Origin of the sequence: Cobetia sp. 2AS, from assembly GCF_029846355.1 — a bacterium.
Classification (GTDB): domain Bacteria; phylum Pseudomonadota; class Gammaproteobacteria; order Pseudomonadales; family Halomonadaceae; genus Cobetia; species Cobetia amphilecti.
The window spans coordinates 113,964-127,545 of record NZ_JARWKQ010000001.1 but is presented as its reverse complement, the minus strand read 5'-3'; the positions used below and the strand labels follow the sequence as shown (position 1 = coordinate 127,545).

9 protein-coding genes are annotated in these 13,582 nt (G+C 65.1%); 2 read left to right on the top strand and 7 right to left on the bottom strand.

What is annotated here, in order from left to right; all coding sequences use genetic code 11:
- Window positions 1–148 precede the first annotated feature (148 nt).
- Window positions 149–1,504 carry a magnesium transporter gene (gene mgtE, locus QD356_RS00540; RefSeq protein WP_043332561.1) on the top strand — a complete coding sequence of 452 codons (1,356 nt, stop codon included), beginning with the start codon at window positions 149–151 and terminating at the stop codon, window positions 1,502–1,504.
- A 105-nt stretch (window positions 1,505–1,609) separates the two neighbouring features.
- Here mgtE and pmbA read toward each other — a convergent pair whose 3' ends face one another.
- Window positions 1,610–2,980, bottom strand: a complete 1,371-nt coding sequence (gene pmbA, locus QD356_RS00535; RefSeq protein ID WP_192838340.1) for a metalloprotease PmbA — start codon at window positions 2,978–2,980, stop codon at window positions 1,610–1,612.
- 76 nt (window positions 2,981–3,056) lie between these two features.
- Here pmbA and yjgA point away from each other — a divergent pair, with 76 nt between their 5' ends.
- Window positions 3,057–3,560, top strand: a complete 504-nt coding sequence (gene yjgA / locus QD356_RS00530) for a ribosome biogenesis factor YjgA (RefSeq protein WP_043332563.1) — start codon at window positions 3,057–3,059, stop codon at window positions 3,558–3,560.
- A gap of 137 nt (window positions 3,561–3,697) precedes the next feature.
- Here yjgA and tldD read toward each other — a convergent pair whose 3' ends face one another.
- The 6 genes from tldD to mreC form a co-directional block, all read right to left on the bottom strand.
- Entirely contained in the window at window positions 3,698–5,158 is a 1,461-nt protein-coding gene (gene tldD / locus QD356_RS00525) for a metalloprotease TldD (protein WP_192838339.1), read from the bottom strand.
- Window positions 5,155–9,453, bottom strand: a complete 4,299-nt coding sequence (locus QD356_RS00520) for an AsmA-like C-terminal region-containing protein (RefSeq protein WP_192838338.1) — start codon at window positions 9,451–9,453, stop codon at window positions 5,155–5,157. Before QD356_RS00520 ends, tldD begins: the two co-directional genes overlap by 4 nt.
- 80 nt (window positions 9,454–9,533) lie before the next feature.
- The gene (rng, locus tag QD356_RS00515) at window positions 9,534–10,997 is read right to left on the bottom strand and encodes a ribonuclease G (protein WP_043332570.1); all 1,464 of its coding nucleotides are present in this window, start codon (window positions 10,995–10,997) and stop codon (window positions 9,534–9,536) included.
- Window positions 10,998–11,182: 185 nt separating this feature from the next.
- Window positions 11,183–11,791, bottom strand: a complete 609-nt coding sequence (locus QD356_RS00510; protein ID WP_225996462.1) for a Maf family protein — start codon at window positions 11,789–11,791, stop codon at window positions 11,183–11,185.
- 267 nt (window positions 11,792–12,058) lie between these two features.
- Window positions 12,059–12,541 (bottom strand): rod shape-determining protein MreD, encoded by a 483-nt coding sequence (gene mreD, locus QD356_RS00505; protein ID WP_043332574.1) that lies wholly within the window; start codon window positions 12,539–12,541, stop codon window positions 12,059–12,061.
- Window positions 12,541–13,518 (bottom strand): rod shape-determining protein MreC, encoded by a 978-nt coding sequence (mreC, locus tag QD356_RS00500; RefSeq protein WP_268750727.1) that lies wholly within the window; start codon window positions 13,516–13,518, stop codon window positions 12,541–12,543. Before mreC ends, mreD begins: the two co-directional genes overlap by 1 nt.
- Window positions 13,519–13,582: the final 64 nt, after the last annotated feature.

Below are 13,582 nucleotides of genomic sequence, written 5' to 3'. Positions count from 1 at the left end.
CTGGCAGCCATACGACGCTGCTTTTGTGCCAGTGGCGGGACGCGGATTGTCCTTTCGATAAGAAACACTGTTTTCTTTTGTCGACGCGCCCCCCTACGCCAATGGTAGAATCAACGCTGTCCTTCATGTCGACAGGGGAAGCCGACAGATGAGCAAGACGTCTCGTAAACTCAAGCCAAGACTTGATCGCCTGTCACAGGCGCTGGAAAGCGGCGAGCTGGAACAGGCAAGACGCATGCTCAATCGCGGCCTCGCGCCGGTGGACGTGGCCCACCTGCTGGAATCCTCGCCCCCCAAGGAGCGTAATCTGCTCTGGGAGCTGGTCGATGCCGAGCTGCAGGGCGATGTCCTTCAATACCTTGGCGAAGACATCCAGACCGACTTCCTCAAGGACATGGACGCCGTCGACGTTCTCGCCGCCACCGAGAACCTGGAACCGGATGATGTCGCCGACATTCTGCAGCGCCTGCCGAATGCAGTGATTCTCGAGGTCCTCGACTCCATGGAGGCGCAGGAGCGCCTGCGCGTCGAAACGGTACTGTCCTTCCCGGAGGACACCGCCGGCGGCCTGATGAACACGGACACCATCACCATTCGTCCGGACATCACCCTGGACGTGGTGCTGCGCTACATTCGCCGCCACGAGCGCCTGCCCGACTCCACCGATACCCTGCTAGTCGTCTCACGCCGTGATGAATTCATCGGTGCCCTGCCCATCAATCGCCTGCTGGTCTCGGACCCCGGCGTCACGGTGCGCGAAGTGATGGACACCGACAGCGTGGTGATTCCGGCCCTGATGCCGGAAACCGAAGTCGCCTCGCTGTTCGAGAAGCACGACCTGATCTCGGCGCCCGTGGTCGGCGGCGATGGCAACCTGCTGGGTCGCATCACCATCGATGACGTGGTCGACGTCATCCGTGGCGACGCCGAGCACCAGGTGATGTCGATGGCGGGGATGGATGAGGACGAAGACACCTTCTCTCCCGTGATGCGCACCTCGTGGCGCCGCGCCGTCTGGCTCGGCATCAACCTGCTGACCGCCTTCATGGCCTCCGCCGTGATCGGCATGTTCGAAGGCACCATCCAGAAGATCACCGCGCTGGCCGTACTGATGCCCATCGTCGCCAGCATGGGCGGCATCGCGGGCTCTCAGGCACTCACCGTCCTGATTCGCGGTATCGCGCTGGGGCACGTCAAGAGCGGCAATGTCCGCTGGCTACTCAAGCGCGAGGTCATCGTCGCGGGACTCAACGGCCTGTTATGGGCCGTGGTGGTGGCGGGCATCGCCATCGTGTGGTTCGGGGATGTCCAGCTGGGGGCCATCATCGGCGCCGCGATCATGATCAATCTATTGATCGCCGCCGTGACGGGCACGCTGTTGCCGGTGCTGCTCAAGAAGCTCAATATCGACCCTGCCCTCTCCGGCAGCGTGATATTGACCACCGTGACCGACGTGATCGGCTTCATGGCCTTCCTGGGGCTGGCGACCTGGCTCTATCTGTAATACGCCCGACGGAATCCAGTGACTGCTCCAGATGCAACACGGCCGCTCCCTTGGGAGCGGCCGTGTTGCATCTCGCCTGTCGCGCGATCAGAGAAGCGTCAGCGATCAGCCTTCCAGCTCTTCGTCTTCGCCTTCGGACATGCCGGCGACGGTCATGCCATCGATCAGCCAGCTACCGCTGTGGATGCTGCCACGCGTATCGACATCATCGCCGACCGCCAGCAGATTGGCCGCCATGTCGCGCAGATTGCCGGCAATGGTGAACTCCTCGACCGCATGCTGGATCTCGCCGTTCTCGACCCAGAAACCGGAGGCGCCGCGTGAGTAGTCACCGGTGACGCCGTTGACGCCCTGGCCCATCAGCTCGGTCACCAGCACGCCGGTGCCCATCTGCTTGAGCATCTCATCGAGAGAGGTCAGCGGCGCGGTGATGCGCACGTTGCGCGCGCCGCCGGCGTTGCCGGTGGTCTGCATGTTCAGGCGCCGGGCACTGTAGGCGCTCAGCATGTAGCTCTGCACCTTGCCGTCGGCAAAGTAGACATTGTCACGCGTCGCGACGCCATCGTTGTCGAAGGCGGCGCTGGACATGCCACCGACTTCCCGCGGCTTCTCACCCAGCGTGAACCAGTCGGGGAACAACGGCTGACCCAGGCTATCGCACAGGAAGCTGGACTCACGGTACAGCGAGCCGCCGGCGATGGCAGACAGGTAGTGACCGACCAGCCCGGCCGACATCTGCGGGTCGAACAGCACCGGCATGCGACCCGTCGCCACCTTGCGCGCATTCAGGCGTGCCAGCGTGCGGCGAGCGGCTTCACGCCCCACCGACTCGGGGGAGCGCAGGTCTACCGGATTGCGCACGCTGGTGTAGTCATAGTCACGCTGCATGCCCTGTGCATCCTTGGCGATCAGCATGCACGACATCGAGTGGCGGCTGCCGCACTGGCTGGCCAGGAACCCATGGCTGTTGCCATAGACCTGCACGCCTTCACCGCTGGAGAAGCTGGCGCCTTCGGACTGCGCGATGCCTTCCACTTCCAGCCCGGCACGCTCACAGGCCAGTGCCAGGTCGGTCGCTTCATCGACGCTGATCGCCCAGGGATGATGCGCCTTGAGGTCAGGGAAGTCGGTGGCCATCAGCTCGGCCGGCGCCAGACCGGCAAAGCTGTCTTCGCCGGTATAGTGCGCGATGGAGACCGCCTTCTCGACCGCGGCACGAATCGAGTCGCTGCCGGCATCGGAAGAGGTCGCGCTGCCCTTGCGATTGCCGAGATAGACGGTCACGCCGATACCCTGGTCACGCGACAGTTCGACCGTCTCGACTTCGCCGTCACGCACCGAGATACTGACGCCCTGATCGACGCTGGCACCGACCTCACAGGCGTCGGCACCCAGGCTGCGGGCAAGCTCGAGAGCTTCGCTGACGCGACGCTCGAGCAGTTGTTGCTGAGCAACGGCATCAAAGGCCTGGCTCATGTTGTTCTCCTTCTGAGGAGACGGGGGCCCGGCAGTGCTATACTGCCGCAAATTTCCCCGACTCATTGGAATTGGCATGCGTAAAGAAAGACCCGAGGAGCTCGTCGAGCGCCCCAGCAAGTCCCAGTTGAAGCGCGAGATGATCGAGCTGCAGGCGCTGGGCAAGAAGATCATCGATCTGCCGGAAGGCCAGCGCGCCAAGTTCCCGCTCTCTGACGACATGCTGGCCGCCATCGAGGAGACCCATCGCATTCGTAGTCACGAAGGCCTGCGTCGCCACATGCAGTACGTCGGCAAGCTGATGCGCAAGGAAGACCTGGACGCCGTGCGTGCCGTCTTCGAAGCCATGGAGCAGCAGAACGTGCGTCGCGATGCTTCCTTCCAGCGTCTCGAACGCTGGCGCGATCGCCTGCTGGACGACGATGAAGCCTTCGTGATCTTCGTCGAGGATTATCCTCACGTGGACCGTCAGGCCCTGCGTCAGCTGATCCGCAATGCGCGTGCCGAACGTGACGCCGGCAAACAGCCCAACAGCGCCAAGAAGCTCTTCAAGCTGCTGCGGGCCGAACTCGACCTCTAAGACGGGTTCTGCCGCTCACGCGCTGCGTCTCTCGTGCTGAACCTCATGCACTGATATTCAAGCGCTTCCTCGACACCGCCATGGCCCTGCCACGGCGGTGTCGTCGTATTCATCGCTTCATTGTGAACGCGACCCGATCAGGATTGCGTGCCGCCGACCGTCAGCTCATCGAGCTTCAGCGTCGGCTGACCGACCCCGACGGGCACGGACTGGCCGTCCTTGCCACACACGCCGACACCGGTATCCAGCTCCAGGTCGTTGCCGATCATCGAGACGCGGCCCATGGCTTCCGGCCCGTTGCCGATCAGGGTGGCGCCCTTGACCGGCGTTGTCACCTTGCCGTCTTCGATCAGATAGGCTTCGCTTGCGGAGAACACGAAACGCCCGGAGGTGATGTCGACCTGGCCACCGCCGAAGCTGACCGCGTATATGCCACGCTTGACGCTCTTGATGATCTCCTGCGGATCGCGATCGCCACCCAGCATGTAGGTATTGGTCATGCGCGGCATCGGCAGGTGCGCGAAGGACTCACGACGCGCATTGCCCGTCGGCGCCATGCCCATCAGGCGGGCATTGAGCTTGTCCTGCATGTAGCCGGTGAGGATGCCGTCCTCGATCAGCGGCGTGTACTGTCCCGGGGTGCCTTCGTCATCGACGGACAGCGAGCCACGGCGATCGGCCAGGGTCGCGTCATCGACCACGGTGACGCCGCGTGCCGCGACCTGCTCACCCATGCGACCCGAGAAGGCAGAGCTGCCCTTGCGGTTGAAGTCACCTTCCAGACCATGACCGACCGCCTCGTGCAGCAGCACGCCCGGCCAGCCATTGCCCAGCACCACCGGCATCTGGCCGGCCGGTGCATCGATGGCCTCGAGATTGACCAGCGCCTGACGCACGGCTTCACGCGCGTAACGCTCGGCGACATTCTCATCGCGCAGACGGGTCAGCGGGAAACGACCACCGCCACCGGCACTGCCACGCTCACGACGGCCATTGCGCACCGCGATCACGCTGATGTTGAAACGCACCAGCGGACGCAGGTCCGCGGCGAGGGTGCCATCACTGGCACGCACCATCACCACCTCGTAAAGCGCCGACAGCGAGGCCGACACCTGACTGATGGACGGGTCGAGGCTGCGCGCGATGCGGTCCGCTTCCTTGAGCATCGCGACCTTGTCCTCAGCGCTCAGGCCATTCAGCGGGTCGATGCCCGCATAGAAGGACGGTGCCTCGGTGATGATCGAGCTTGCGACCGTGCCGCTGCTGCCGCTGCGTGAGATACCCGCCGCAGTCCGGCCAGTGTCGGCAAGCGCGGCGGCATCGATCTGATTGGAGTACGCGAAGCCGGTCTTTTCCCCCGCCAATGAGCGTACGCCCACGCCACCATCGATGTTGTAGCTGGCGTCCTTGACGACGCCGTCTTCCAGCACCCAGCTCTCCTGCCAGATACGCTGGAAGTAGAGGTCGGCATAGTCGGTGCCCGGGCCCATGGCATGTGCCAGGCCAGCATCCAGATCATCCAGGCTGAGCCCGCCCGGGGACAGCAACAGGGCCGCGGCATCGTCGAGCACGCGACCGGAACTCGCATTTTGCGTCATTCGGCACTTTCCAGAGTAATGTTCGGGTCGCCCCAGGGGCCTGATACCCGATAGTGAATTTGCGTCACCTTGTCGATGAAGCGGCCGAAGATCTTGTCGGCCACGAACAGCGCCCCGCCCACGGCGGGTGCGCCTGCCAGCACGGCGGCCAGCGGAAGGTTCTGGCTGACCGGCACCGTGATGGCCATGCGTTGATCAAGGGTACCGCGAAGCAGATCGACCTGCCCGTTGAGTGTCACGGTGGTGGACGGCGCCTCGATACGCAAGGGGCCATCGCTTTCCAGCCGCCCATCGAAGAGCGTCGCTGCGCCGCGCACCTTGTCGAAGGCCGTCCCCTTGTCGGTGACATCAGAGAAGTCCAGCGACAGCCGGCGCAGCAGGTTATCCACATTGACCAGCCCCAGCAGGCGGGCGGAGGTCGAGCCCAGATTCAGGAAGCGTCCATCATCCAGCTTGATCTCGACGCGACCATTGGAGCGCGACAGGGCAAAGTCCTGCGGCGCGCCGGGCCAGGCCAGCTTGACCTCGGCCCGGGCACGGTCCGCCTCGATGCCGCGCGGCTGGGAGAGACGCTCGAGCAACCCGCCCAGGTCACTGCCATCGGCGGACAGGCGAGCGCGCGTCAGACTGTTGGTGCCGGCATCCTCCCAGGTGATGTTGCCCACCGCGGTGATCTTGCCCAGCGTGATGGAGAGGGGCAACATCACCAGCTGCTGGCTGTCGGCGGTCCAGTCGGCACTGATCGGCCCCAGCTGCTGATCGCGCCAGATGAGGTGTGCCAGACGCAGACTGCCCGCGGGCAGGTCGGCAAGCTCGGCGGGATACGGCGTCGGCTCGATGCCGACATCGATAGCCTCGGTAAAGTTGCCTGGCGCACTGGCGGTCTGCGCCTCCTGCTCGGCATCCGCGGGCCACAGGGCATCAAGATTCAGGGTGTCCAGGTCCAGAATCAGCGGTCGCGCGGCGCCTGACTGCCACACCAGCTCGCCACTGGCGAGCTGACCATCCAGCGTCGCGGCCAGCCCCAGCCCTTGCTGCTGCGAGCTCTGGCGCGGCGCGGCCTCCAGCGTCATCGGCCCCGTACACCGGGACTGGATCATCAGGCAATCGGTGGCAACACGCAGGCGTGACAAGGCACGCAGGGGGTCACTCTGCCCCGCGTCGCTGCCCTCACCACTCGCGCTACCCTCTCCACTCACGCCACCTTCACCGGAGAGCGCTCCCGCCCACGGCTTCCATAGCTCGGGGGCGAGGGTCGGCGTGCGCCAGGCGATGTCCCAGCCCGTCTGGGTGGGCCACTGCGGGTCACTCGGCCAACGCTCCAGCCACAACTGCCCCGTCATCGGCACCGTGCTGCCATCGTCTCGCGTATTGCCGCCTTTCCAGCGTGCTCGGGCGCGATTGTCGAGGCGAACATCGCCGCCACCCTCCGCGAGCCCGATATCCACCGCCAGCGGAACCGCCTGATCGCGCGCCTTGCCAAAGGGTGCCGGCAGATTGATGGCGACTCCTTTGAGGTCACTCGAGAGCGCCAGGCTGGCGCCGTCATCCGGCAGCATCAGGCGCGCCTGGTAGTTGAACTCGCCGCCCAGCGCGCGCGGCGTCTCGCCGTCCTGCAAGGCGGCCCGGGTGTTCTCGGCGGCATCGCCGATCAGGTGCTCGGGCGCGCCCAGCCAGCCCAGCACCGGTGCCAATGGCGCCTTGCCGTCGAAGGTGATCGCGCCCTTGCTGCTTGAATCTGCCTGTCCGATGTTGAGCGCCGCCTTGACCGCACCACCGAACAGCTTGCCGGAGAGATTGCCGGTCAACTGCTCACGCCGCCCCTCGGGTCGGGATGGGTCATGCACGAACTCGAGCGGCCCGCGAATGCCGTCAACCTCGATGCCCGGCCCCGGGAAGGCCAGCGTCGCCGCCTGGCGCTCGCCGACCTTGCCCGCCGCCGTGATGCGCGTCTGCTCGGCGTCCTCCAGCGGCACGCGGATGTCCATCGTCGTATCCACCGAGCCCTTGCCCTGCCATTCGGCGATCAGCGCTGCGGTATCTTCCAGCGGCGCATGCGAGAGCAGATCGAACAGCGCCTCGACGCTGCCGGTCACGTCACCCTGAATCTTCAAGGTGTTGTCCTGCATGTCGACGTCGGCCTGACGCACCGCCAGGGGCGCCGCACTGCCCAGCGCCGTGGCCGGCTGAGAGCGCGCCGCCGCGACCGTGGCACTCAACGTATTGTCGTGCAGCGCGAGATTGCCCTTCACGCCCTCCAGCGCAGGCCAGCCCTCGGCATAACCGAGTCTCCCATCCTCAATGGCCAGCTCAAGGTCCATCGAATCGCCGGGGCCATAACCATTTTCACCATTGTCGTCATCCCACACCTGAGTGAGATGCAGGCTGCCCTCGGGGACCTGCCCCGCGACATCGCGCGTCAACCACTCGCTCAGCGCCGGGTCCAGTACCTTCATCGGCAACCAGGAGGCCAGCGGAATACTGCGGGCATCCACATCACGCATCTCGAGATCCAGCTGCAAGCGGTCATGGTCCTGTGCGGGAATCTGCAGGCCGAAGCCGCCCGTCACATCGGCGCCAGCGCGCTGGATATGCAGGTCATGCCCCGAGACGCTGCTGCCACTGTCATCGACCTTGACCTCGACCACTCCGTCGGCGGCCTCGAGCTGCCAGCCGTCGCCGAAGACCTCGGGGAAGTGGAAGCGCATGCCCGGGTCACCGCGAAACGCGATCCGGCTCGCGATGCCGCCTTCATCAAGGCTCTGCGCGGTGACCCAGGCCGCCAGGGGGCCGAGCCCCGGGGCGCCCTGCCAGGGTTCCACCTCGGCGCCGGTGAGGCCCAGCGCCAGCTTCATGGTCAGCGGGGTATCGAGGCCGATCCCGGCCAGCGACAGGGAGAGGCCGGTGGCCGTGCCACGCGGATCGAGAGACTCGAGCACATCGCCCAGCTCGCCGAGCGCCAGCACATTGCGCCAGCGCGCCACCTTCTCCAGATCGAAACTGCTGGTGACCAGTGACACGCTGCCCTCGGCGAGATCCCCCGACAGCGAAATACGCTCGGGCAGACTGGCAAGCGCCGCGGAGACTTCTGGCGATGACGCCGCTTGCGGCGCCTGGCCGTCACTATCTGCCACCGAAGCGTCTGCCGCCGGATCGCCAGGCGCCGAAGCGTCGGCCGCCGGGGCGTCATCGAGTTGCGTGGCGCCGACCGAGATCTGATTGAGCCAGGCCTGCCAGCGATCACTGCCCGCCAGGTCGCGCAGCCACTGGCCACGCGCATGAATGTCCTTGAGCGCCAGCTGGGCGCCATGGTGATCCAGCGTCAGGCGATTGAGATCAAGACGCAGACGAGCATCTTCCAGTCGCGCGTCACGCCAGCGCGCCCACAGCGTCGCGTTGCCATCGGCGTCGCGCAGCATCAGGCTGTCGCGCTCGCCCATCAGGCGCCCGACACTCGCCAACGCACCGGCGTCCAGCTCCACCTGCAGCTGGGCCGAGTAGTCGGCGAGGCCGTCATCTCCCGGCAGCACCTCCAGCACGGCGCTGACACCGGCCTGAGGCGATTCCCCGACCCGCAACTGGCCTTCCAGATGCGCGCGATCGCCTTCTCCCGACAGCAACAGCTCGGCGGCATTCAGGTTGAGGGTATCGTTGCGACCATGCAGTACCAGGCGCACATCCTCGAGCCGCACACGCTGCCGTGCCAGCAGCGCCAGCCCCTGCTCCGTCTGCGCAAGGCTCATCTGTCCTTCGGGTTCGAGCGCTTCGGGAGGACGCGGCGGCCCCGGCCAACCCCAGCTGCCATCTTCGCGCTGGTACAGGTGCACGATGACGCCGGTGGCGGTGGCGCGATCAAAGACAGGCGCCAGATGGCGCAGGGAGGAAAGTACATCGAGACGGGTTTCCAGATGCGACACGCTCAACAGCGGCGCCGCCTGCATCTCGTTGGGTCGAAAGAGGTTGAGACCCGACAGCTTGATGGCCGGATCAAGGTGATCCATGCGGCCCTCAAGCGATGACATCCCCACATTGGAGTGGGTCTGGGTGGCAATGAAGTCACTGATGGACTCACTGCGCGAATCCAGCGTGGTCAACCACCAGCGCAGGCCCCCGATCAGGGTGGCCAGCACCGCCAGCAGCACCGCGAGCGCCATCAGCAGCCCGCGCGCCCAGCGCCGCCCACGCGAGGGTGGCGCTGGGCGCGCAGCTGACGAAGACGGGGCGTCTTCGACGCCCTCCTGCACCGCCTCTTGCGAGGTAGAACGTGCCGCCTCTTGTGAGGTAGAACGGGTCACTGGTGGTTCTCCGAACAGGACAGACTCACGATGTGGATAACGCGACTCCCGGCTTCATCGCAGGCGCGGCGGCTGACAGATCACATGAGCACAATATCGTACTGCTCCTGGGTGTAATGCGCCTCGACCTGGAAGCGGATGGTCTTGCCGATGAAGCTCTCGAGGTCCGCCACGGCTGCGGATTCCTCGTCCAGCAGGCGATCGACCACGTTCTGTGAGGCCAGCACCATATAGGTATCCGGGCTGTAGGCGCGCTCTTCGCGCATGATCTCGCGGAAGATCTCGTAGCAGACCGTCTCCGGCGTCTTGAGGGTGCCGCGCCCCTGACAGGTCGGGCAGGCCTCGCACAGCACCTGCTCCAGACTCTCGCGCGTGCGCTTGCGCGTCAGCTGCACCAGGCCCAGTTCGGTCACGCCGGTCATCTTGTTCTTGGCATGATCACGCTCCAGCGACTTCTCGAGCACGCGCAGCACCTGGCGCTGATGCTCGGTCTCTTCCATGTCGATGAAGTCGATGATGATGATGCCGCCGAGATTGCGCAGCCGCAGCTGGCGCGCGATGGCGGTCGCCGCCTCGAGATTGGTCTTGAAGATGGTCTCTTCGAGGTTGCGATGGCCGACGAAACCCCCGGTGTTGACGTCGATGGTGGTCATCGCCTCGGTCTGGTCGATCACCAGATAGCCGCCACTCTTGAGCTGCACCTTGCGGCCCATCGCCTTGTGCAGCTCATCCTCGACACTGAACAGATCGAAGATCGGTCGCTCGCCGGGGTAATACTCGATGCGCCCTTCCATGTCGGGCATGAACTCGCTGGCGAATTCCTTGAGCCGGATGAAGTTCTCGCGCGAGTCGATGCGCACGCGCTCGATCTCGTCACGCATCACGTCGCGCAGCGTGCGCATGAACAGTGGCAGATCATCATAGATCACGCTGGGCACGGCGGCGGTCAGGCGTCGCTCGCTGACCTTGCGCCACAGGCGCAGCAGGAAGTGCATATCCTGCTTGAGCTCGGCCTCGCTGATGCCTTCGGCCGCCGTGCGCAGAATGAAGCCGCCAGGGGCTTCCGGGTCCAGCGCCGTCAGGCACTGCTCGGTGAGCTCCTTGAGGCGGTCACGCTCGGCATCGCTCTCGATGCGCTGCGACACGCCGGTATGCGGCGAGTCCGGCATGTAGACCAGATAGCGTGACGGCACCGACAGATGCGTGGTCAGCCGGGCGCCCTTGGTGCCGATGGGGTCCTTGGTGACCTGCACCACCAGTGGCTGGCCTTCGCTGAGCAGCTCGCGAATCGAGAGCTGCTCATCATGCGGCGTGTGCGCCGGCATGACTTCCTGGGCATGGATGAAGGCGGCCCGTTCGAGACCGATGTCGATGAAGGCCGCCTGCATGCCGGGCAACACTCTCACCACCTTGCCACGGTAGATGTTGCCGACGATGCCGCGTCGCCCGCTGCGTTCGATGAAGGCTTCCTGCAGGACACCGTTCTCGACCACCGCCACGCGGGTCTCCATCGGTGTCAGGTTGATCAATACCTCGCCGCTCATAGCGCAAGTCCTTGTAAAGTCGTTGCTTGCGATTATGACATAGCAAGGGAGCCCCCGGCTGTGATCTATCGACTAAGGATTTCCTGCAACGGGTATTTTGTGCCACGCATGCAAGCCATCGTCCTTCGCGATGGCGCTGGAGTGCTGTCTCGACACCCGACTGCCGCAGTACAGAACATCGCCCGTCAGAGTGGTTGCCACGGCTGAACGCCCGCCTTGCTCAGAAGCTCTGCGGTCTCATGCAGCGGCAGCCCGACCACGGCGCTGTAACTGCCCTCGAGATGACTGACGAAGACGGCGCCGAGCCCCTGGATGGCGTAGCCCCCCGCCTTGTCAGCCGGCTCACCGGTCGCCCAGTAGCGCGCGGCCTCCTCCGGAGTGATGGTGCGGAAAGTCACGCGGCTCTCGACCAGCTCGCTCGCGCAGCGCATGTCGCGCCCGGCGTCGCCATGACACAGCGCCACGCCACTGAGCACCTGATGGCTGCGCCCCGACAGGCTGAGCAGCATCTCGCGCGCATCGGCCTCATCACGCGGCTTGCCGAGAATGCGTCCATCCAGCGCCAGCGCGGTATCCGCGCCGAGCACTCGCCGCCCCGCCGTCTGGCCTGCCGTCCGCTGCGCCAGAGCCGCGAAGCCGGCCTGCGCCTTCTCCCGCGCCAGACGCAGCACATAATGCTCCGGCGACTCATTGGCCTGCGGCGTCTCATCGATATCCACCGGCGCCACCTCACATTGGATGCCGATACTGGCCAGCAGGTCACGACGACGCGGCGACCCCGAGGCCAGAATCAATTCCGCTTGAGCAGCGCCCTGTTGAGCAACGCCCTGTTGAACAACGTCCTGAGACCTTACTTTGCGCTGCGTCGCGGCGTCAGAGTTCGCAAAGAGTGAGGAAGTGGGGCTTTCGGTGTCAGGTGTGGATGGCCTGGAAGTGGATGACCTTGAACTGGATGACATGGAAGACCTCGTGAAGAGAAACATGGCTGACAAGTACCAGAAAGCCGCCCGTAGGCGGCTTTTGGAAGCTCACAAGAAGCGCTAGCGACGTGCCAGTGGCACTCAGGCCGCGACCCGCCGACGCAGCATCTGCAGCAGAGTATAGAGCCACGGCCACAGTGCGCCGCCGATGACCGCCGAGAGCAGGAACGACAGGCTGACGGGGCCGGCACCGAACAGACTGCGCAGCCATTGATCCAGCAACTGCGCGATGCCCAGCACCACGATCACCAGCAACGCCTGCTGCAACAGCGAGTAGGCGCGAATGCGCTGATAGAGCAGCACACCCATGAAGGCCGTCAGCGACAGCACCAGGGCGTTGTGCCCCAGCGGTGCGCCCTGCAGGACATCCAGCGCCAGCCCGAACAGGAAGCCGTGGAAGACTCCGACACTCTGCGGCGAGACGATGCACCAGTAGACCAGCATCAGACCCAGCCACTGGGGCCGCCAGATCAGCCATACATCCGGCAATGGCATGACCTGCAGACACAGCGCCAGCAGCAGCGAGAACCAGCACAGCAAGGTGGTCTGGGGACGAAAGGCCATCAGTTGTTCTCCCCGGCAGCATCGGTGGGTGCCTGTGCGTCTGCCGCATCCTCGGCGGAGCCTTGTGCGGCGTCGTCACCCTCGGGTCTGGGCGCCGCCAGGTTGTCACGCGGCAACTCATCGAGGCTGTCATCGACATACAGGTTGTCGGTGTCCACCGGCGGCGGCATCTGGATCAGGAAGTTGCGCGAACGCTCCAGCTGCGCGATGGGCTCGGCACTCACGCGGGCAAACGGCTTGCCGGGATCATGATAGACCTCGGTGACACGTGCCACTGGCAGGCCGCGCGGAAAGCGCAGCGCCAGTCCGGAGGTCACCAGCAGGTCACCGACACGAATATCGGCCGTGTCCGGCACATGCAGCACATCGACCTGATCGATCTTGCCGCTGCCCTGGGCGATGAAGCGCAGGCCATTGCGATTGATCTCCACCGGCACGGCATGGCTGGCATCACTGATCATCAGCACGCGACTGTTGTAGGCCGAGGTGGAGATGACCTGGCCGACGAGGCCATAGGCATCGAGTACCGGCAAGCCGATGCGCACGCCATCCTGCTCGCCGCGGTCCACCACCATGCGGTGGGAGAACGGGTCAGCATCGAGGGTGAGCAACTGGGAGGTGATATAGGGGATGTCGCTACGCTGCCCGGCATTGAGCAATTCGCGCAGGCGCGTATTCTCGGAGGTCAGGCTCGCCATGCGTTGCACACGGCTGGACAGATTGAGCAGCTGTTCGCGCAGCGCGCGATTCTCGTCGGCCAGCTCCTGCTGGTCGGCAAACACCAGCGCGCCCCAGCTGATGCCTTCCGTCGGCAAGCTGACGACCCACTGCACGGGCGATACCAGCGTCGCCATGCTGGCGCGCACATCGACCATCCAGCTGAAGCGATCTTCGGCAAACATCAGCGCGAGTGACAGCACCGCGCACAACAGCATGCGGTAGCCGGGCACGGGGCCACGCGTGAACAGGGGTTTGATAGCACTTCCTCCGACAGGCCGGGACCAGCCGTACAGCACACAGCATGCCCGGCCCCGGACGAGG